We start from the raw sequence: 22,052 nt of genomic DNA on the forward strand, positions 1-22,052 counted from the left end.
ATTATTCAACTCACTCGCTCTTCAAACTTTTCACCGGATCGAGCATCGCTGCCCGGACAGCTTGGGAACTGATGGTCACCATCGCCACAATTACAGCCACAAGTCCGGCCAATGGATAGATCCACCAACCTATTTCTACTTGGTAGGCAAAACCTTCCAACCACCTGTTCATCACATACCAGGCGACCGGGGTTGCAATCACGATTGCCACCAAGACCAATTGGATAAAATCCTTGGACAGCAAGGCCACAATACTGGAAACCTCTGCACCCAACACTTTCCTGATCCCGATTTCCTTGGTTCGGATTTCTGCCGTATAAGTAGCCAATCCAAACAGACCCAAACTGGCTATCAAGATGGCCAAAACCGCAAAGACAGTAAATAGCTGTCTGAACTTGAAATCTGTCTGGTACTGTTTGGCAAAATCCTCATCCAAGAAGCTATATAGAAAAGGCCTATGGGGTGCAATTTTTTTCCAAACTTCCTCGACTTCTGCGAGGGTTTTTTCCATATTGTCAGACTTCACTTTGAGCGAAAGGAAACGACTTGCATAGGCTTCAAATGGCAAGGTCAAAGGCTCAATTTTGCGGTGTAGGGAAATGAAATTAAAATCCTTCACCACGCCGATCACTTCCCCGGATCTTCCCCATTGATCAAATTTTTTCCCCACAATGTCAGCTGGGTTGGCATAGCCATATTGCCGTGCTGCCGCTTCGTTGATCACCAAAGCTGATGTTGAATCCGATGGAAAATCCCTCGAATAGCTTCTCCCAGCCACCAGCTCCATATCAAAATGGTCTATAAAATCTATCCCCACCTGGAAAATCGCCTGTCCCATATTTGTCATTTCACCGTCGATATTCTGAATATCTGTCCCTGCATTTGGAAAATAGCCGCCTGGAACGCTTCTGGAAAAAGCCGCAGAAAGGATAGCAGGATTTGCCTCCATTTCGGCCTTTAAAACACTGGATCTGACATTGACCCTTTCATCATAGTTGTAATCCAAGACCAACATCTGTTCCTTGTCAAAGCCCATGTCTTTGTCAAGCAAGTGATTCATTTGGGAATACACAATCAGAGTTCCTGCTATCAATATGATGGACAGACTGAACTGGAATATCACCAATCCTTTTCGGAGATTTACTCCACCGCTTTCCACAACTGAGATTCCCTTCAAAATCTGCACTGGCCTAAATCCTGACAATACGAAAGCAGGATAGGAACCTGCCAAGATCCCCACAAAAAACAAAATCCCGATGAATGCTGGAACGATTTGCCAACTCATCAATGCTGTCAATTCCATTTCTTTGCCTGTAATGCTGTTCATCAAGGGCATCGCAACCGATATAAAAAACATGGAAGCCACCATGGCCAGAAATACGATAATAATGGATTCTCCCAAAAATTGGAAAATCAAGTGACTCCTGTCTGCTCCAATGGATTTTCGTATACCGACTTCCTTAGCACGCTCCATGGATCTTGCGGTAGACAAATTCATAAAGTTGATCATCGCAATGACAAGTAGGAAGATACCGATCACCGAAAACACATAGATGTTGGACAAACTCCCTGTCTCTCCAGGTTGTCTGTCAGCATCGGATCCCAGGTAAAAATCTTCCATCTTTTCTACCTTGATGGTGTAAAGCGGATCATCTTGTCTTGCGGCAAGAAAGGCAGGTATTTTCTGTTCAAATGACCCACGGTCAAAGTTGTCGTTCACTAAAAAATAAGTGTAAATGTCTACATAGCCCCACCAATCAAAAATATCAGGGTTTGATAACCTAAACGTGCTCAATGATAGCAGCATGTTAAAATTGAAATGAGAATTGGCGGGCACATCCGCAATAACAGCCGTAACTGTATAATCACCAGAATTTGACCTACCCGGTGAGTCACTTCCTTTCATCGTTTTACCAATAGGATCTTCATCTCCGAAATACCTTTTGGCAGTACTCTCTGTCATCACCATGCTGTACGGCGCAGTCAATGCGGTTTTTGGATCCCCTTTGATTATTTTCCAGCTAAATATGTCAAAGGCGGTTGAATCCATAAAAAACACCCCTTCTTCCTGATAGGAGTTTTCGCCATCTGTCAGCAATATATCTGAGCTTCCTGAAAACTGCACCACCTTGTCGATTTCGGGAAAATAACTTTGAACCGCAGGTCCCACCGGTGCATTGCCCCAGACCCAAAAGGGATTGATACTTGCGCTTTCTGGCTGATCCTTAGATGCCAGCCTCCCATGGGTCAATCTATAAATCCGGTCAGCTTTTTCATGATAGGAATCGAATGACAACTCGTCCTGCACAAACATAAATATCATGAAACAACAGGCCATCCCCAGACCCAGCCCAAAGATGTTGATAAAGGAGTAAGCCTTCTTTTTCAAAAGGTTTCTCCAGGCGATTTTAAGGTAGTTTTTAAGCATGGCGTTGAACGATGGAAAAGTGAAAAGATATTGAACTTGTCATATTGGAAGGCGATTTTGAAGTAGTTTTTGAGCATGGGAATTGTTGTTTTCCTATAGATTTTTCCGAAGGTCCGGTTAGGTTTCAATTTCTATTAGCTGTTGTAAGGATTCTCAGCATGGATCCCGAGCCAAGTCAAAGGATCGAGCCGAAAGGAGAACTACCCCTTTATTTTTATGTCTTATCTCTTGCATCCCACATCTTATTTCTTGCCTATGAATCTTGCCTCTTGTGTCTCATTCAGCTTCAGGGACTCACTTCTTCCTCCCCTCACTCATCTTTCAGCGTCTTGGCTGGATTCTGAACAAACACCTTCACTGTCCTGTATCCGATTGTCAAAACAGAAATGACACTTACCAAAAGGATAGCAAGGATATAAATCCATGGAGATACTTCTGTTTTATAAGCAAAACCTTGGAGCCATTGGTTTGAAAACCAAATCCCGAACATGACGGCCATAACAGCTGAAATCCCTAGCAGGACAAAGAAATCTGCTGAAAGAACTTTGAGCACATCAGAAACTTTGGCTCCAAGGACCTTTCTGATGCTTATCTCTCTTGTTCTTCTCAAAGCCACATAGGATACCAATCCAAACAGTCCCATACAGGCGATGAAGATGGCAATGGCGGAAAAGACACTGAAGATGGCACCGACTTTTTGCTCAGACTTATACATCTGCGCATATTCCTGATCGATAAATTTGTAATTGAATGGTCTTCCTGGGGCAAGGGTTTTCCAAATACTTTCCATTCCTGCCAAATATTTTGTTGGATTGCCTTTGGGTAGTTTTACCAAAATCACATTGGCTTGGTCCGGATCGACCATGATCACCATTGGGCCAACGCGATGGTGCAAAGAATTGAAATAAAAATCCCCGACTACAGCCTTGACATAGGTGGGTTCATCCCCAAAATCCAATTTTTTTCCAACTGCCTCTTCCGGGGTCCAGCCAAGTTCCTTGACGGCTGCTTCATTCAACATCACTGAATGTTCTGCTTTTTGTTTGAAAGCTTCGGTTCGGGTCAATTCATTTTCCGCAAAGTCCTCCCCGGCTTCTATTTTCAATCCGATGGTTTTGATCAGATCCGGATCCACAGAATAACCGGTAATCATCATTTCTTTATCATTGTCTCCACCGGGGAAAATTTTATATCCTGCTTTGATAAAAATCGGCATATCGGCAGCCAAGGCAACAGATTGGGCATTCCCGGTCCTGAGCAATTCATTTTTGAATCCTCCTACCACATTACGCATGTTGTAGTGGTAGGTCAGGGCAACTACTTCCTCTCGGTCATATCCTAGATTGACAGACTGCATGTAATCCAATTGACGCTGAACAATCAAAGTCGCCACCAATAAGCCAATGGAAACAAAAAACTGGAAAACGACCAAACCTTTGCGCAGCCAACCGCCGCGGCCAAAATGAATGTTTTTCCCCAAAGCCTTCAGGGGTTCCATGCCGGAAAGGATCATTGCAGGATAGAATCCTGACAAAAAACCAATTACCAATAATAATCCTATGATTACCCCAATGCCAACAGGGGTCATCAGCAAATCAAATCGGATTGGTACTCCTGAAATACCCTCAAATGATCCTGAATTGAAAAAAAGCACCAATAGACTGAATACAATCCCAGAAAAGGTCAGAATAAAGGATTCGGAAATAAACTGACCAAACAATTGCAACCTGTCAGCCCCCATCACTTTTCTCAGCCCGACTTCCTTCCTTCTTTCAGAGGCCTCAGCAGTCGCCAAATTCACATAATTGATGATCCCAATAAAAATCAGCAACACGGCCACAATACCAAAAATATATAGGTATTTGATATCTGAGGTGGGTTTAAGGGATTTGAGTTGGCTGTCTCCTAGGTGAATGGATGATACAGGTTGAAAATGAAAAGAACTGCTGAATCCATTGGACCTCATGGTCTCCCCCATATGTTTTTCGATCATTTGGTCCATTTTCCCGGAAAAAGCATCAAGGTCTGTATTTGGTCTCAATTTGGCATAACTGTAATAGTTGGAAGGAGACCATTCCGGATTGATGCCATGACGGTGGGATTTGAAAGAAGCAAGAAAATCAAAATCCAAATGACTATTGGAAGGAAAGTCCAACATTACACCAGTGACCGAATAGTCTTTGCCATCCACTTTGAGGATTTTCCCTATCGCATCATTGGTGTTTTTGAAATACCTCTTTGCAGTGCTTTCTGTTATAACCAATTGATTGGGTTCTTTCAATGCCAAGTCTGGATTGCCTGCCAGCATTTCAAAATCAAAAACCTTTAAGAAGTTTTCATCTGCGAATGCAACCTTCGACTCTTCCTGATTCCCCTCTCCATTGTCAATCATCACTGAGGTGAAAATACTCAGATCAAAAACCAAAGTAGCTACTTCCACCTCAGGTATTTCCTCCATCAATGTGGGAACCAATTGGGAGGGTGTTGTTCCTGCAAATTGGCTTTCCCCAGCTGCCACAAACTCTTGGTTGAATTTATAAATCCTGTCCGCATCTGTGTACATTTTGTCATAACTCAATTCATGTTGGATGTACAGAGAAATCGTCAAAAAACTCACAATGGCAATTGTCAGCCCCAAAATATTGATCCCTGTATAAAGCTTCCGTTTTGTCAGGTTTCGAAATGAAACTTTAAAATAATTTTCCCACATGTTCAATTCGTTTTATCTTTTCAAACTTTGGCTATAGGCATGGGTTTCGAAGGCAACCTAATGAATCACCCTTGAGGAAATCAGCCAGGATTGCCAATGTTTTGTTTTGGTTTGGTACCCAGACTATCTTCCAGATCAATTTTATATTCCTAATTGACTTTTTACCAGATCTGTGCCAATCAAAAAGGCTTCAAATTCGTTAGATTCAGGGTTTGTAAAGGATAAGGCTGTAAATAGCGAACAAAGTTGTCCGCATTCGGGCGAAACTTTTTCATTCGTGATAAAGTAAAAAGTGTTGGTTGGTGAATTTTTATTCTTTGAAACAAAAGTTGATTCAGAGCTGCCCACGTCATTTTGCCTTAAACACGAAATAACCATTGGCTTTACCATTGGGGTTGAAACCAAAGAAAATCAGACTATTGGGATTCTCTTTGGAAAGCATTTCTGAAATGCAGTCCGCTCAGTTACCCTGCGGTTTTTACAATCCTCACCGTAACACAATTCCACCTTGTATTGGAGGGATTGCCTTCGGTTATGGATGTTCGCCTCCATATTGATATCCTGCTTTTCAGGCGCTGTTGGAATGGGCATAGCGATATGGGTTATAGCAATTAGTTTATTAAAATTGGTATTCCCAAAAGGACGATGCAAAATCCAATAGTGGGAAAGAAATTGTATATCCTCTTCTACTTGATAATCCAATGCAAATCATTGATTTTCAAATTTTCAACCTATTTGAAAACAATACGCTGGAATAAGCCGAACATATTATTTTCGGGGACAGGCGAAAGCTTGAAAAGTTTATAAAGTGAAAATAAAAGATTTTACACTCCGTGGTGCAGGATCTAAAAGCAAGAAAGATTGTCAGGGATGCTCCTGACAATCTTTTGAATTCCATTTCACGCTAAAATCATAACTTTCTATGCCTGCGGCAAAGTCATTCTTGCTATCCTATCCGGGTCATTTTTGACTTCACAGGTGTCGTTCAGCACCATGGTTTCACCTTTTTCAGCCGTAAATTTTGGCCAATTTGGCAATGTTCCTGCATTGGGATTCCCTGTTTTCATAAAGGCCAAGAGAGAAGAAGACATCCTATCAGCCAACTGTTTGGGACGTTTTCCACCACCGGTATGGGTGTACATCCTGTCTGTATTTTCAAACCAAAAACAGATGTCAATACAATGGAAAGCACGCATTCGGCCATTGTACAGATTGGGTTCCCATCCAAACCAAGCCATATACACCGGGGCCTTTTGTTTGGCTTTGGCATTGCCACAGGCGACTGCACCTTGGCGGTTGGAGGCGACCAAAGCCATGATTTCGGCAGGTTTCTTTGAGGGGAAATTGGCTTGATAAGCATGGACGATTTCGGAGGTTTTGTCCCCAAACCTTGGTTTAAGTTGCTCAATGGCACCATTCAGATCTATGGCTTCCAATTGCGGATTGGCCCTGGTTGCACTCCACTCATGAAAAGTGGTGCAGATCATCAAAGGCATTTCGGCTTCTGGCCCGTTTGAATTGGAGAAAAATTCACCTTTTGGAATATTGACCCCATCGGCCACAGGAGCAAAACCACCCCTAAAGCCAACTTGTGGGAACTCTTTCCGCATCCTTTCCATCGCTTTGTTGGCGACATCGAGGTATTCCCTCCAAGGAATTTCCTGCAGTTTATCCAAATTAGCAGGTGACAGTCCCGCCTCTTCCATCACAAATTGCCCCAATTTCCGGCTGTATTCCTGGTCATTGGCAGTCAGCATGCTGCCACTCAGCGCAATACCTTTGTGGACCAATCCTTTTGCAGCTGGCATGGACATCGTTGCGGTAACCTTGGCCCCTCCACCGGACTGCCCCATGATGGTGACATTTCCCGGATCACCGCCGAAGTTGGCGATGTTTTCCCTCACCCATTGCAGGGAAGCGATGATGTCCAACATGCTCACATTTCCGGAATTGGCGTATTTACTCCCTCCCACCCCGGATAAATCCGTGAATCCGATCGGTCCTAGACGGTGGTTGATGGAAACAAAAACCATGTCACCGTTTTTGGCAAAATTTTCACCGTGGTATCCATCCTGTTCGATCCCATTGCCATTGGTAAATCCTCCACCGTGAAGCCAGACCAGGACCGGACGCTTTTTCCCGTCCGCAAGGGCATTTGTCCAAACATTGAGTTTCAGGCAATCTTCACTGACATCATCGTAATTCCAGTGATCGGCAAAGGAATAATGGACATTGGCGTACCTATTGTCCATGATCTGTGGGGCAGTATTTCCCCACCAAATCGTGTCCTTGACACCTTCCCATTTCTCTGGTTTTTGGGGCGCCATAAAACGGTTTTTCCCTGCAGTATTGTCTCCATAAGGCACACCCAAAAAAGTAAAGACACCATTGAGTTTATATCCCCGTATCTTTCCAAATGCCGTTTCCGCAACCGCTATTTCATCCCCGATTTGGAGGAATTGATCTTCATCTGGGGCAATGTTTTTAGAATAAGTGACGGAGGCTTGTGTCACAAAAGGTACCGCAGCGATACCGGCAGTACCCAGTCCGATTTTCTGCAAAAATTGTCGACGATTATTTTTCATTAGGTTTAAGGTTATGGGTTGAATCTATTGTCTCAATTTGTGTAAATAGAAATTCAATTCCTAACCAATCATCACATTTTAGAAAAAAGCATACCATATTGTGCCATTATAGGTCACAAGTCCACTGTTCATTAGGATATCTTTCCCCGGAATTATTTGGAAAAACAACCAAAAAAATGCTGCACAAAGAAATCAAAAAGGTATGCCCTTGAATTTGTCAGGAGGAATGAATTTCAAATCGCTCTTCCAATTTGAGGAGCCCGAGGCAGGCGACAGAAATCAATACCAACGTGATTCAGCTTGGATACGGTAGGCATTCGGAAACGTTCGATTCAATATTACTCCTAACTTCTTAAATATACTGCTTTTCATATTTACACCAATCCGCCCGCTGGATCCAAGGTGATGTTAGCCAACGCACTATTCTACTTGCTTTAAAATCCAATCTGCCATTTCCTTTAATGCTATGGGTGAAAATGTTTCTTCAATCTTAGCATACTCAGCAGGGGATCCCGTTTCACAGTTCTGGAAAAGATGATTAAGATTTGGCAACTCCCTGACCGTCACGTTTGTATTTCCTCCCTTCTTTAGTGCGTTACTAATTCCTGATAGATTCTCTTTAGGTGTCACCACCAAATCCTTTTCTCCATTTAAGGCTAGAATGGGACAAGTGACCTTTTCTAGTATTGTTGCAGGATCGTACTTCAGGAAATTTCTAAACCATTCCGATGACCACTTATCTGATTGAGTTGATACAACCTGCTCCCTGGTCATATTTAACGAAATTAGGTTAGTAGGAGTGATATCATAGGTTTCTTCGATAAGTCTAGCTAAGTCAGTTTTCAATGTACGACCATCTGTAGACATTGATATCATTTTAAATGCCTTCTTGTGTACTGGTAGTATAAATTCTTTTATGTCAGATTCCGAAATACCATCTGCCCTTGAAATTAATTCTTGCTGCGTCAGAAGGACTTTATTAATTTCAATTCCAGGACCAGCAAGCAAAACAATGAAACTTACATCTTTAGAATTAGATGCGACCATAGGCGCAATTAAACCTCCTTCACTATGTCCAATAAGCCCAATTTTGTCTCTATCTACCTCAACCCTTGTTTTTAGAAAATCTACAGCACTGGCAACGTCAGATGCAAAATCGGCAGTTGTTGCTTCTTTGAAGTTACCCGTGGATTTTGCAACACCCCTGTCGTCATACCTTAAAACGGCTATTCCATGTTTTGTTAAATGGTCTGCAATGATCAGGAAAGGTTTATGCCCGGAAATTTCTTCATCTCTGTTTTGGGCACCGCTTCCGGAAATCAAAATAACGGCCGGATAGTTTCCTGCTGCCGAGGGTAATGTTAGTGTTCCAGCTAAGGTGACCTGGGCTTGGATGTTTTCAAAAGTAACTTCTTCTGTGTAGTATGGATATGGCTTTGATGGTTCCTGCGGTCTATTTATGGAAGTTTTGAAGGAAAAAAATACAATTAGTCCAATTGCCAATACTCCGAAAGAAATCCCCATGCTGACTGCTATTCTTTTTGTTTTCATAATGGGCTTAGTTGTTGGCTAACTGGCTTATTTATTTATCCCCCTTATTGGTAAAAATCCACCTATCTAATACGCCGGTATTGGATTCATTTGCATAATAACTTCAGCAGGTGGGGTCTGAGTATCCTTGATCCTATCAAATATGAAAAAAGCCTGTGCAAGAAAATCCTTTTCATTAAAAATCTTGACCGGACTGATTCCATGATTTTCAACTTTAAAAAGTGTCCCGTATGGCCCTATGATTTCATACCCATTTGGATTTCTCTTTCGCAATACCTTGATATTTTCACCAGTCTCAAAAATGAAACGGGCCGATCCCCAAAAAAAATCACCCCTACCTCTTGCCACCTCCATCTGGGTTTCATTATCCACTATTCTTGCCTTTTTTAATATTGGTTTATTCCTGTGAAAAAAAACCCGAAAGGATTTATCTTGAAATTCGATGTCCGCAAATCTAAATCCCGGATCAATCCACATTTTAGCCATTTCTGCCTGTTTGTCTCCAAAAATAAGTTCCTGCTTTGGAATTGACCATACAGCATTTATCTGGGCATTGGTGTTGAAGACGACCGCGAACAAAAAGAAAACTAAAGGCAGAATGGATTTCATAGCTTTGAAGGTTTTAAGTTCAAATTACGGATTTAATTCAAACCGGTTGCGGTTGCAGTGTTTTAGTTTGTTAAACCCGTTTTATGCATTAAGAACTCAATTCAATATTATTATGAACTGATGTTCAATTATTTGCTGATTGTTTTTGACTTCACCCAATTGATCTCAAAAATTAGTCTCCCAATAGGCTGGTTTTCTTTCAGTTTCGATCTCATTTGGAAACCTAAAGCATATTTCGGGTTAAAGGAATGACAATTCGATTTCATAGAAAATGATTTTTTCGGTATATTAGGCAAGATGTATTTGCGCAATATTGCCAATAGTGGCTACCAAAACCCAGAAGATCCCTGCTAGGAACCTTAATTGGCAGTTTCGTCCCCAAATTATTTTCAGTAGCAGACAATATATTTTACGGATACAATAGCGGATGATCCTATCAAGGAATACCCATATCAAATAAAAATGAAAGCACTCGAGAAATTTTACCCCATAGCACTGCTGATGTTCTTCTTTTCAATCCTCACGGTATTTCAATCCATCGCCCAAACACAGCGTGAAATCCCAAAACCCAGAGGTCCGGTGGATTTTTCAGAGACCAGTAATGTGGTGATATTCATTGTCATTCCGTTGATCATTTTTATACTCTATCTGATTTGGAGGAAGGAAATAAAAAAAAGAATTGAGAAAAAAGAAAGGGAAAAGAAAAATGAATGATATAGAGAATTACCTGATTCACCTATTGCAATAATCCTACACTGTGCCATGAATTAAATCCTTGTTAGGCAAACCTGTTACAGATTGAAAGTCCTTAATCATCGGCCTTTTTTGCTGTTCTTTATTTCTCCAGGTCGATACTTTTAACATAAAAGATTTCAGGTTACCTGATAAAGCATACCAAATATGGAATCGGTTATTTTTATTATCGTACAATAAAACCCAAAGGGCATTTGCTTTCAATCCCTAAATGGCGAAGAGTTTGAAAACAGATGCACCTTTTTGAAGCGAAAACAACCAATACACCTTCGCCATCAATTAATCCCGAAATATACATTTTGTTTCTAAATGGTGTTGAAACCACAAGAAAATCAGACAATTGGGTGAATAAGTCGGCAAACCGCTATCGTGAAGACAAAACCAGTGAACAACCGACTGATTATTAAGTGATTTCAGCCTTCAGCAGAAATGACACTGCATCACAGGGGTAAAATTCTTTTTCCTCTATCATTCCCCTTTCAGTGAATCCACCGGATTGATTTGTGCTGCTTTGAGTGCCTGCATGGTGACCGTCAGGTAGGCGATGGATAAAATCACGCCTGCAGCCAATGGGATAAACCACCATTCAAAATCGATCTTGTAAGCATATCCTGACAACCAATCCTGCATCAACCAATATCCCACCCCGGAGCCGATGACAATAGAAACAGCAACAATGGTGATAAATTCCCTATTGATGACATTTAGGATAGATAAAGTGGATGCTCCCAATACTTTTCGGATTCCGATTTCTTTTGTTTTTTGCTCGGCAATGTGCGCGGATAAACCGAACAATCCCAGGCAGGAAATTAATATCGTCAGGATACTGAAGTACTTCGCCAAATCCCTGATCCTCACATCCTCATGGTACATTCGCGCATAATTTTCATCCATAAAAGTATATTGAAAAGGGAAATCCGGGTTGATTTCCTCCGCGATACCTCTGATAGAAGCAATCGTGTTTTGAATATCTGCCGTCCCAACTTTAATAAACGCACGACTCGCAAAAGTAGGATCCAGCAAAAGGATAGCAGGCTCCATCACTTGATGAAAACTTTGAAAGTGAAAGTCCTCAACTACGCCGGTTATCGTTCTGTCCGAACCCCAAAGAGTGAATGACACCGCTTCGGGATTGTTTTCAGTAATCAGTTCATAGGCTCTTTTATTGATAATCGCACCTTGGATGGAATCTGCTCCTTTATCTTTGGAGAAATCCTCTCCTTTGATCAACTGGAATCCCATCGTACCCAAAAAACCATAATCTACCCGCATAATTTCAAAAAGGGCTGAGAAGTCAGGGTCTTTTCCTTCCCAGTTGACGCCCCCCGTATTGGAATTCCTACCCAGCATAGAATGCGTGGACCTGCTGATCGACTGAACCCCAGGGTTTAGATCAATCCGATTTTTAAATACTTCATAATTATCCATCAGCCTCCCTTCCAGCGGCACCACCAAAAGCTGTTCTTTGTCATATCCCAAATTCTGGTTCAGGGCGAAACTGATCTGTTGATAAACCACCACTGTGGAAACTATCAGAATGGTGGCCAAAATAAACTGGAACAAAACCAAACCTTTACGCGCAATAACAACGCCTTTGCTTGACTTGCTATGGCTTCTGAAAACAGAAACCACCTTGGTCGCAGAGAGGTAAAAAGCAGGATAGCTCCCCGCAACCAGCCCGGTAACCAGAATAACACCAAGATATTGCATCCAGAAATACGCATCCACATAAGGGATTTGCATGGTTTTTCCGGTCAGCTCATTGAATACCGGTAAAGTCAGCTCCACGAGCAACAATGCCAAGATGGAAGAAAACAAAGTAATCAGGAGCGACTCACTCAAAAACTGTTTGACCAAGGCACCTTTTTCGGCACCTACCACTTTTCTAACCCCAACTTCCTTCGCCCTTTTTTGGGATTTTGCTGTAGAAAGATTCATGAAATTGATACAGGCGATCAGCAACACAAACAATCCGATTAAGGAGAATAACTTCACATACTCAATTCTTCCACCTTGCTGGATCCCATCTTTGAATTTGCCATGGAGGTACAATTCTTTTTGTGGATAGGCAAAAAGCTTGACATTGCTGCCCGCGTTTCGCTCTAGTATAAAATTTTCGAGTTTAGCCGAAAAAGCTTTCCAATCAGATTCCTTATTCAATTTCACAATAGTGCTTGGGCCATTGTTTCCCCAATCTTTCATCCAGGAATTATAGCCTTTGTCTGACAAAAATTCAAAGGGAAGTAAAAATTCAAAATTGTCGTTGCTGGTTGTGGGTAAAGATTCCAAAACCCCCTGAACTATAAATGAAGATTCCCCATCCGACTCTTTCATCAAAACCGATTCCCCAACAATGTCTGTCTTTCCAAATAATTTGATAGCCGCTTCTTTGGTCAAAACAATATGGCTTTTCTCAGAAAGTGCCGTTTCCCGTTCCCCGTGAAGCATATCATACTGGAGGATATGCAAGTAATCTTCGCCCGCATATAGTCCGTCCAATTTGATTTTGGTTTCTCCATTCACGAAAAGATTCTCTTCATTCCATGAAAAAGTAGCTGCCCTTTCTACTTCGGGATACACATTCTTAAGTTCCTTGGCCAAAACCCCCGGCGTAGACGTGGTGGTAAAAATATCAGACCCGTATCTCTGATGTTCCATAATCCGGTAAACCTGATCGATTTCGGTAAAATGACGGTTCATGTTCAATTCACTTTTGACCCAAAGACCAATCAGGATCGCTGCCCAAAGACCCAGCGCCAAGCCGAAGAGGTTGATAAAGAAGGTCAATTTTTGCTTGAAAAAACCTCTTAATGCGATTTTGAGATAGTTTTTAAACATAGTGGGTATCGTTTATATAGATTTGGTTCATCTTCAGGCTGAAAACAGATATAAGATGATCACTCGGAACTCAGGGAATTAACCGGATTGGTGGAAGCTGCTTTGAAAGCCTGAAAACTGACGGTAATCAGTGCCATAACCAATAAAATTGCCGCAGATCCGGCAAATAGCCAACCACTCAGGTGAGTCTGGAAGGCATAAGTTTGTAGCCATTTTGAAGAGAAATACCACCCAATCGGGACTCCCAAAAAAACAGCCCACATCACCAACTGAATAAAATCCATTGTAATCAATCCCAAAATACTAAGGACTGAGGCGCCCATGACCTTCCTTACTCCAATCTCTTTTTTCCTTCGCTCTGCGGTAAAAGTCACCAATCCAAAAAGTCCGAGGCATGACAAGAAAATCGCAATACTGCCAAAATATTTGACGAGCAAGGCGGTCCTTTGTTCCGCTTGATACAAGGATTGGTAATCCTCATCCATGAAAGCATAATCCATGGCAGACGCGCTGAATCCACGGTAAAGTTCTTCTATTTTTTTGATCGTTTCGTTCTGATTTTCGGCATTGAGGCGGACCATGATTTTTTCCACAAAGCTGTTGTCATACTTTAGGAATGCCGGTTTCACAGTTTCTTTCAAAGACTCAAAATGGAAGTCTTTTACAATACCGATCACTTCCATGTCCTTGCCCCAAAGGTTTATTGTTTTGCCTACTGGATCTAGCATTCCAATAACCTTGACGGCAGCCTCATTCAAAATTATTTTGCTTTTTTCCTCCCCAAAATCAATCGAAAAGGGTCTTCCTTCAGCCATTTCAAAACCCATGGTCTCGATCAATCCGATATCCACGGTGATGTTCTCAAACTTAACTTCCTCATTGGGATTTTTCCCTTCCCATGACAACCCAATCGTGGCACTCCTAAGCCCAACCAAAGGATGGGAAATACTGGATGCATTCACGATGTCAGGTATTCTTTTTGTTTCCGTCAAAAAAGATTGTAACTGATCCGTGCCCAAGCCTCCCGGTTTGATCTCCAACAAATGGTCTTGTCGGTAGCCCAAACTTTGGTTTTGGATAAAATCCATTTGCCTGTCCAGAACCAAAACCCCGATAATCAAGAGCAGGGAAAGCGTGAACTGAAACACAACTAGCCCCTTTCTCGCAATCAATTCTTTGATACTTCCCTTTTCCTGAGCTTTCAGCACGGCAATGGGCTTGAACTTGCTAAGATAAAAAGAGGGATAAATTCCTGCCAAAAAACCTGTAATCAACCATACTCCTACCAAAAAGGAGATTGAATACCCATTGAAAACCAAATTTATCTCTTTGGCCGTGATGCTGTTGAAGAAAGGTTGTGCCAAAAAAACCAGAACTATTGCCAAAGCCAATCCGAAAAATGAAAGTAAAAGGGACTCAGTCATAAACTGTGACCAAAGGGCAAATTTCCCCACTCCCAATGTTTTTTTGACTCCGATTTCCTTTTGACGGGTCATCGCACGGGCAGTGGCCAGGTTCACAAAATTAATACAGGCAATGATCAAAATGAACAATGCAATGGCAAGAAAAAGCCTGATGTAATCAATCCTGCCACCGGCGATCTTTCCATCTTCGTATTTTGCAAACAAGTATCTATCCTGATAGGGTTGGGCAAAAATCGTCACATTGGAAGTAGCCAGATTGGATTGGATATGACCTCCAATCTGTGCATTGAAATCGGTTAAATCAGTGTTTTCGGTCAGCAATAGATAGGTTTCTGTATTGTGGTTGTCCCAATGGATCCCCTGACCAAGCATTTTTCTGAAGTAGTCAAAAGGAAGCAAAAACCCAGGTTTATGGATCGATTGATTTGAAAAGTCTTTGTAAACTGCATCCACCTGCACATAATTGGTAAAGTCAAACACTTTCCAATCTAGTGATTTCCCCAACGCTGCCGAAACAGACCCAAATAATTGGACTGCCATTGATTCCGAAAGAGCAATGGAATTGATGTCAGTAAGAGGATGTTCATTGCCTTCCAAAACCTCCAAACTGAAGATTTCAAAGTAATTGGGATCAACAAATTTTCCGCTTTGGATTATTTCCTTTTCATCTAATTTGAATGAAACGTCCGGTATAAAGGATGATGCAGCAGCCGCCATTTTCACTTGCGAAAAATTCTTTTCCAACGATTCGGGAAGCAAACCAGGACCTGAATCCCAAGTTACCATACCACCGGAATTGTCGTGGTTGGTCATGATCTGCACGATTTCCGATCCATTTGGAAAACCCCGGTTGACCTGCCATTCATCCGCTACCCAAAGGAGAATAAGAATCAAAGAAGCCATTCCAAAAGCCAAACCAAATAAATTGATCAAAAAGATGTGCTTTTGCCTCTTAAAGCCCCTTAATGCGATTTTTAGATAGTTGGTGAACATAGTGGTCTGGAAACGGTGAAGAAATGACAGATGTAAATTAAAAGACAGATGACCGATGGGGAATTTGGAAAAAACCTATTCCCCCTCATTTGCCATTTGTCTATCTCAATCAAATATGAAATTGCTCCCTGATATTTTCCGTCACCACTTTCCCATCAAACAGGTTGATGATGCGGTGGGCATAGTTGGCGTCGTGGGGAGAATGGGTCACCATCACGATGGTGGTCCCTTCGTTGTTCAGTTCCTCCAAAAGCCTCATCACTTCTTCGCCGTTTGCAGAATCCAGGTTACCCGTAGGTTCATCGGCCAGGATTACGGAAGGTTTGGCCACAATGGCACGGGCAATGGCAACTCTTTGCTGCTGTCCGCCGGATAGTTGCTGGGGAAAATGGTCCTTCCGATGCATGATGTTCATGCGGGTGAGGACTGCTTCCACCTTTTGCTTCCTTTCGTCAGCCGGAACTTTCAGGTAGAGAAGCGGAAGTTCCACATTTTCGAAGCAGGTCAGTTCATCGATCAGGTTAAAGCTCTGGAACACAAATCCGATATTGCCTTTTCGGAGTTGAGACCGTTGTCTTTCTGAAAACCGGGCCACTTCCTTTTCAAGGAAATAATACTCCCCCGAATCCGGGTTGTCGAGTAAACCAATGATGTTGAGCAAAGTTGATTTGCCACAACCCGAGGGTCCCATAATGGCCACAAATTCCCCTTTTTTGATTTCGATTTGGATATCATCCAAAGCTGTGGTTTCTACTTCCTCAGTGGTGTAGAGCTTACGGAGATTGACGGTTTTGATGATGTTTTGCATGGAATGCTGATTTAGGATTTTAATTGTTTAGGACGGAAGACAGGAGACGGAAGACGGAATAACATTGCCTGATTTTAGTTGACACTTTTTGTCTCGTTCCAGTTTAAATTGGCGTTTTGATAACATTTATTCTTCCAAGGAATTGATTATTTATTTGATACTTCTTTTAAAACTTACCATCATATTCATGAGATTAAAGGCTTCCTCATAAATGCATTCAAATTCATCCTCAGTAATATAATTTCGCCTTTTGGACTTGTGTAAACATGTGATTACTTCAGCCAATGACCTAATGGAATATGCCACAAATCTTTTTTGTTCGGGATTAGACTGATCAATGGAACCTTCCGCAAGATTCAAAGCAATGGAATCTGCGGCACGCCGTGATTGAGATGATAATCCGAACATTTCATAATTCGGAAATTTCAGCACCAATTGATGGATATGCTCCCCGAAATCCATGGCCTTCTGCCAAATGATTAATTTCTCAAATTTAAATTTCATAAGTATCAGCTTGTTGTTTTGAAAATGGTTTTAGATAATCAATCTACCATTTACTACAAACTCTTTATGCTGAAGCAATTAACTTAAACGTTTATTTATATATAAACTGTAATCAGAATTCTAAAATGAAAACACCACTTATTCCATGTACAATCCCTTATTCAGTAACTCGGTCATCCCAAATTCATCACCTATCTCCCGTCTCCCGTTTCCAGTCTTCCGTCTCCAGTCTTCCGTCTTCCAACTCCCGTCTCCCCCCCCTACTTCAAATTCAACACCTCATTCTTCCCGAAATTCTCATAGCCTGAGACGATCACTTTTTCTCCTGCGCTGAGTCCTTCTAGGACTTCATAGTGTTCGGGGTTTTTGCGGCCGAGTCTGATGTTTCTTCTTTCCGCTTTTCCGGTTTGGGGATTGACTACGAAAACCCAATTCCCCCCTGTGTCTTTGTAAAATCCTCCGGTCGGCAAGAGCAATGCCTGCTCGCTTTCACCAAGTTCCAAGCGGATCCTAACGGTCTGTCCCCTTCTGATTCCTGTCGGGACATCTCCTGTAAATATCATGTCGACTTCGAATCTCCCGGCACTTACGGTTGGATAGATTTTGTTGATTTCAAGTTCATAATTGTTTCCGGAAAAGGTGAAAGTGCCCCTCAGACCCAAATTGATCCGAGGCAAGTACAGTTCGTCGATTGGAACGCGGACTTTAAACCGATCCAAAATATCAATTTGTCCATACCGCTGTCCTGCACTGATGGATTGTCCTACTTCGATCTGCTCGGTTGAAAGTTGTCCATTAATCGGCGCCCTAACCACCAAATTATCCAAAATATGCCCCACTCCGGAAAGGGATTGTTCCATTCTTGCCTCAGAATCCCGCAGTTGTCGCTTCTGGATGGACCGAGCCATGGAATCATTTCTGAAGGATTCATAGGTAAGTTTTTGCCTTTTCACATTGTATTCATATTGCTCCTTTACCTCTTCCAATTCCCGATCTGAAATCAATTTTTTCGAATGAAGGGTTTTAAAACGTTCATATTGGGGTTTCAGCAGGTTGATTTGGTAATCGATTTCCGCCAATTGCCCTTGTTGTTGGAGATTGTTTTGGTCCAAAAGCAATCTGGTTTGCCTAAGGTTGTTGATCTGAAAATAAAGGTCGGTTTCGCGCTGCATCACGTCCAGTTGAAGATTGGAATTGTTCATGATCAAAATGGTATCTCCAATGTTGACCATGGCTCCAGACTCTCTTACCACTTTCTGGATATTCCCACCTTCCAGTGCATCCAGGAAAAAAACCTCACCAGGTTCTATGTTCCCGCTCACCGGAATATAATCCGTGAACTCAGATTCAATTACTGTCGCAATCGTGATCCTCTCCATGCTTACGTTCATGGATGACCGGCCATCTGCAAAAACCAATTGGTACACGACAAAACCCAGCAGAAGGAAACCCGCTGCGACCAAGGCGATGAATTTAGGTGTCCAAATCTTCTTCTCTATTTTTCGATCCATTTTATTCAAGCTGATTAATTCAGATGATATCCCATTGCCAATTAATATGCCATGCCAAAAACCATGAATTTGACCTGAATAAGAACTATTTCCATATTTAGCCCCGTTTTTTTCGAACAAATTTGTCCGCCAGCGACCAAAATTTTGTTTACATGGACAATTCAAAAATCGGGGCGTCCAATATTTAGCACCAAAAAAGGGTTAAATTAAGCCTCTTGGCGTCATTTGGTATTATTTTCTCCAATTGGATCATTTCGGTATAGGAATTGGCAAAATGAAGGGAGAATGGTAAAAGAAATCTTTCCATCAAGCAAATCAAAAAGCAGTATCCATAATGACCGATGCAAGGAATCCGAAAACATTAAACCCGTATATGCATAACCAATTCTATTCCATCCAAAAATTGATTAAAAACCAGTCCGTTATCTACAAGTATTTCCTTCACCACATCGGTGAAATGCGTTATTCTCCAAATAGTCTGATTTTCTTTCAACTTCAAACCTATTTGGAAACCCATTGCCTATTTCGGGTTAATTCAAGGAACATTTTCGGTCTAAGGTCTTCCATTTCCCCCTTTTCAATGCACCTATGAAAGAACAAAAATCAGGTAAAATACTTGTTGTCGATGACAATGAGGACTTGTTGAAAGCTGCCAAAATCTTTTTGAAAAGGCATTTTGGCCAAGTCGATACGGAGACGAATCCGGATTTATTGCCCATCCTGATGGTGAATGAGCAATATGATGTAATCCTGTTGGATATGAATTTTACCAAGGATGTCAGCAGCGGTCAGGAAGGTTTCTATTGGCTGGACAGAATATTGACCTTGGATTCGTCCGCCGTCGTTGTGCTGATCACGGCATATGGCGACGTCAATACAGCGGTAAAAGCAATCAAGGAAGGGGCCACTGACTTTGTGCTCAAGCCTTGGGAAAACGAAAAGCTTTTGGCCACCTTGAATGCTGCCTTGCAGTTGCGGCAATCCAAAATGGAGGTCCATGAGTTGAGAAACCAGAACCAACAACTGTATCAAGACATTGACCGCAAGTTCAAAGACATCATCGGGCAAAGTGCCGTCATGCAAAAGGTTTTCGAAACCATTGAACGCGTTGCAGGAACGGATGCCAATGTATTGATTTTGGGAGAAAACGGAACAGGAAAGGAACTCATTGCCAGGGCAATCCACAGACATTCCAAAAGGCACCGAGAAGCATTCGTCGGCGTGGATTTGGGATCTATCACAAGCACTTTGTTTGAATCCGAACTTTTTGGACATAAAAAAGGGGCCTTTACCGATGCCAAAGAAGACCGTACAGGTCGATTTGAACAGGCCAACAAAGGAACCTTGTTCCTGGATGAAATAGGGAATTTACCCTTGCCCCTGCAGGCAAAACTTTTGGCAGCGCTCCAAAACAGAGAAGTGACACGGGTAGGATCCAACAAACCCGTGCAGATAAATATCAGGCTGATTTCGGCCACCAATATGCCTATCAATAGTATGATCTTTGAAAACACTTTTAGGCAGGATCTTCTCTATAGGATCAACACGATTGAAATCCGTTTGCCTTCGCTCAAAGAACGCTTGGAAGACATTCCATTATTGGCCAATCATTTTATTGAGCTCTATTCAAAAAAATACAACAAGGACATTCGAAAGGCAAGTGAAGCCCTGATCAAAAGAATGCAAAAATACCATTGGCCCGGGAATATCAGGGAGCTGCAGCACAGCATAGAGCGTGCAGTCATCATGACCAACCACAGTGTACTCCAGCCGGAGGATCTTTTTATCCAAAAAGCAATAATGATGGAGAAACAGGAGGATTTGGTCAGCCTGGACCATCTGAATATAGAGGACGTGGAAAAGATCCTGATTCGAAAGGCACTTCACAAACACAATGGACATATCACACGTGCCGCAGAAGAATTGGGACTTACACGGTCATCATTGTACCGAAGACTGGAAAGATATGGGCTTTAAGTCGTTTGCTTTTGGTATCATTTCACGGATCATTCTGATCTGCGCCATGGTATATATCGGAATGTATTTTTTTATCAAAGAGCAATCCATTGTTCAGGCGACACTTTTTTCTGTTATTGTCATTTTCCAGGTGATCAATTTGATCTCCTACGGAAATACCACCAACAGAAAAATCACCAGGTTTTTGGAATCCATTCGCTACTCTGATTTTTCTTCCTCCTTTACAAAGGACAGCAAACTCGGAAGTTCCTTCAAGGAGATGAATGTGTCCTTCAATGAGGTGATCGAGGCTTTCAAAAAAACGCGGGCAGAAAAGGAGGAAAATATGCTTTTCCTCCAAATCATGATCCAACATATCAATACTGGAATCCTTTCATTTGATAGTGAAGGGAAAATCGGCGTCATCAACGGGGCAGCCAAGCAGCTGTTGCAGATCCATCAATTCAAGGACATTGGGGATTTGGGGAAATTGTCTGTGGACTTGTTGAACAGTGTCTTGCAACTCAAGCCCGAGGGTTCATTTTCCATGAAAATCAATTCTGATCTCCATCTCAATGTCCAATCTGCAGCCTTCAAAAAAGAGGGTACAAGTTGGACGCTCCTCTCCTTTCAGAACATCAAATCTGAATTGCAGAAAAACGAATTACAGGCCTGGCAAAACCTGACGAAGGTATTGCGTCACGAGATCATGAACTCCATGACCCCCATTGCCAGTCTGGCCAATTCTTTGGGAACCATATTGGAAGAAGATGTGGTCGAGGAAGAAGATGCTTTGAAACTGAACAAAGAGAGTTATTTAGACCTCAGTGAAGGTCTGGAAACCATCTCCAAAAGAAGTGCGGGACTCGTTGATTTTGTAAATGCTTACCGGGATTACACGAATATTCCAGTGCCTATCTTAGCGAAATTCCGGGCAAAGGCGCTCTTTGAAAAGCTTTATGTATTGCTGAAAGAAGATCTGGCAAATGCCAATATCAAATTAAGTTGTACGGTAAATCCCGCCGAATTGGAAATAATGGCAGATTTGGAACTTATACAGATGATCTTGATCAACCTCATCAAGAATGCCAAGGAAGCAATGGAAAAGGCCGAAAACAGAAATATCATGCTAATCGCTGGGATTGACAACCATTCCATTCCATATATCCAGGTCATCGACCATGGAGAAGGAATCGTACCTGAGGCTTTGGAAAGAATTTTTGTTCCATTTTACACCACCAAAAAATCCGGTAGCGGCATTGGACTTGCCATTTCCAGACAAATCATGAACCTGCACAAAGGAAACCTTGAAGTGGTTTCAGAGCCCAACGTAAAAACTGTTTTTGTGCTGAAGTTTGGCTAGAATCGAATATTCAATTTAT

14 protein-coding genes are annotated in these 22,052 nt (G+C 42.0%); 3 read left to right on the plus strand and 11 right to left on the minus strand.

Annotated elements, in window-relative coordinates:
* Window positions 1-10: 10 nt before the first annotated feature.
* The 6 genes from Q7J63_RS16580 to Q7J63_RS16605 form a co-directional block, all read right to left on the minus strand.
* The gene (locus Q7J63_RS16580) at window positions 11-2,428 is read right to left on the minus strand and encodes an ABC transporter permease (protein ID WP_304887738.1); all 2,418 of its coding nucleotides are present in this window, start codon (window positions 2,426-2,428) and stop codon (window positions 11-13) included.
* Window positions 2,429-2,738: 310 nt separating this feature from the next.
* Entirely contained in the window at window positions 2,739-5,138 is a 2,400-nt protein-coding gene (locus Q7J63_RS16585; protein WP_304887739.1) for an ABC transporter permease, read from the minus strand.
* Window positions 5,139-5,549: 411 nt separating this feature from the next.
* Window positions 5,550-5,729 carry a hypothetical protein gene (locus Q7J63_RS16590; RefSeq protein ID WP_304887741.1) on the minus strand — a complete coding sequence of 60 codons (180 nt, stop codon included), beginning with the start codon at window positions 5,727-5,729 and terminating at the stop codon, window positions 5,550-5,552.
* A 329-nt stretch (window positions 5,730-6,058) separates the two neighbouring features.
* Entirely contained in the window at window positions 6,059-7,723 is a 1,665-nt protein-coding gene (locus tag Q7J63_RS16595) for a carboxylesterase/lipase family protein (protein WP_304887743.1), read from the minus strand.
* A gap of 420 nt (window positions 7,724-8,143) precedes the next feature.
* Window positions 8,144-9,274, minus strand: coding sequence for a S9 family peptidase (locus Q7J63_RS16600; RefSeq protein ID WP_031327001.1), 1,131 nt, complete (start codon window positions 9,272-9,274; stop codon window positions 8,144-8,146).
* Between the two features lie 66 nt (window positions 9,275-9,340).
* Window positions 9,341-9,883 carry a hypothetical protein gene (locus tag Q7J63_RS16605; RefSeq protein ID WP_019597701.1) on the minus strand — a complete coding sequence of 181 codons (543 nt, stop codon included), beginning with the start codon at window positions 9,881-9,883 and terminating at the stop codon, window positions 9,341-9,343.
* A 462-nt stretch (window positions 9,884-10,345) separates the two neighbouring features.
* Between Q7J63_RS16605 and Q7J63_RS16610 the strand changes: the two genes are divergently transcribed.
* On the plus strand, window positions 10,346-10,597 hold the full coding sequence (locus tag Q7J63_RS16610; RefSeq protein ID WP_304887747.1) for a hypothetical protein: 252 nt from the start codon (window positions 10,346-10,348) through the stop codon (window positions 10,595-10,597).
* Window positions 10,598-11,104: 507 nt separating this feature from the next.
* Here the strand turns inward: Q7J63_RS16610 and Q7J63_RS16615 are convergent.
* The 5 genes from Q7J63_RS16615 to Q7J63_RS16630 form a co-directional block, all read right to left on the minus strand.
* On the minus strand, window positions 11,105-13,474 hold the full coding sequence (locus Q7J63_RS16615; RefSeq protein ID WP_304887749.1) for an ABC transporter permease: 2,370 nt from the start codon (window positions 13,472-13,474) through the stop codon (window positions 11,105-11,107).
* Window positions 13,475-13,533: 59 nt separating this feature from the next.
* On the minus strand, window positions 13,534-15,831 hold the full coding sequence (locus Q7J63_RS16620) for an ABC transporter permease (RefSeq protein ID WP_304887751.1): 2,298 nt from the start codon (window positions 15,829-15,831) through the stop codon (window positions 13,534-13,536).
* A 169-nt stretch (window positions 15,832-16,000) separates the two neighbouring features.
* Complete coding sequence (locus tag Q7J63_RS16625) at window positions 16,001-16,699, minus strand: ABC transporter ATP-binding protein (RefSeq protein WP_019597707.1); 699 nt, start codon at window positions 16,697-16,699, stop codon at window positions 16,001-16,003.
* Between the two features lie 150 nt (window positions 16,700-16,849).
* Window positions 16,850-17,203, minus strand: a complete 354-nt coding sequence (locus tag Q7J63_RS20900) for a four helix bundle protein (protein ID WP_019597708.1) — start codon at window positions 17,201-17,203, stop codon at window positions 16,850-16,852.
* A gap of 260 nt (window positions 17,204-17,463) precedes the next feature.
* On the minus strand, window positions 17,464-18,714 hold the full coding sequence (locus Q7J63_RS16630; RefSeq protein ID WP_026333619.1) for an efflux RND transporter periplasmic adaptor subunit: 1,251 nt from the start codon (window positions 18,712-18,714) through the stop codon (window positions 17,464-17,466).
* 588 nt (window positions 18,715-19,302) lie between these two features.
* On the opposite strand from Q7J63_RS16630, the gene Q7J63_RS16635 reads away from it, so the two are divergent.
* The gene (locus Q7J63_RS16635; protein WP_304887754.1) at window positions 19,303-20,691 is read left to right on the plus strand and encodes a sigma-54 dependent transcriptional regulator; all 1,389 of its coding nucleotides are present in this window, start codon (window positions 19,303-19,305) and stop codon (window positions 20,689-20,691) included.
* A complete protein-coding gene (locus Q7J63_RS16640; protein WP_304887756.1) occupies window positions 20,609-22,033 on the plus strand; it encodes a PAS domain-containing sensor histidine kinase in 1,425 nt (474 codons plus the stop codon). The genes Q7J63_RS16635 and Q7J63_RS16640 overlap by 83 nt, the downstream gene beginning before the upstream one ends.
* Window positions 22,034-22,052: the final 19 nt, after the last annotated feature.

This window comes from Rhodonellum sp. (genome assembly GCF_030656585.1).
Lineage (GTDB): Bacteria > Bacteroidota > Bacteroidia > Cytophagales > Cyclobacteriaceae > Rhodonellum > Rhodonellum psychrophilum.

Coding starts and splice junctions, on each gene's coding strand:
- Q7J63_RS16580 (WP_304887738.1), bottom strand. CDS start 2,428: ATGCTTAAAAACTACCTTAAAATCGCCTGGAGAAACCTTTTGAAAAAG.
- Q7J63_RS16625 (WP_019597707.1), bottom strand. CDS start 16,699: ATGCAAAACATCATCAAAACCGTCAATCTCCGTAAGCTCTACACCACT.
- Q7J63_RS16590 (WP_304887741.1), bottom strand. CDS start 5,729: ATGCCCATTCCAACAGCGCCTGAAAAGCAGGATATCAATATGGAGGCG.
- Q7J63_RS20900 (WP_019597708.1), bottom strand. CDS start 17,203: ATGAAATTTAAATTTGAGAAATTAATCATTTGGCAGAAGGCCATGGAT.
- Q7J63_RS16605 (WP_019597701.1), bottom strand. CDS start 9,883: ATGAAATCCATTCTGCCTTTAGTTTTCTTTTTGTTCGCGGTCGTCTTC.
- Q7J63_RS16635 (WP_304887754.1), top strand. CDS start 19,303: ATGAAAGAACAAAAATCAGGTAAAATACTTGTTGTCGATGACAATGAG.
- Q7J63_RS16595 (WP_304887743.1), bottom strand. CDS start 7,723: ATGAAAAATAATCGTCGACAATTTTTGCAGAAAATCGGACTGGGTACT.
- Q7J63_RS16585 (WP_304887739.1), bottom strand. CDS start 5,138: ATGTGGGAAAATTATTTTAAAGTTTCATTTCGAAACCTGACAAAACGG.
- Q7J63_RS16615 (WP_304887749.1), bottom strand. CDS start 13,474: ATGTTTAAAAACTATCTCAAAATCGCATTAAGAGGTTTTTTCAAGCAA.
- Q7J63_RS16600 (WP_031327001.1), bottom strand. CDS start 9,274: ATGAAAACAAAAAGAATAGCAGTCAGCATGGGGATTTCTTTCGGAGTA.
- Q7J63_RS16640 (WP_304887756.1), top strand. CDS start 20,609: ATGGACATATCACACGTGCCGCAGAAGAATTGGGACTTACACGGTCAT.
- Q7J63_RS16630 (WP_026333619.1), bottom strand. CDS start 18,714: ATGGATCGAAAAATAGAGAAGAAGATTTGGACACCTAAATTCATCGCC.
- Q7J63_RS16610 (WP_304887747.1), top strand. CDS start 10,346: ATGAAAGCACTCGAGAAATTTTACCCCATAGCACTGCTGATGTTCTTC.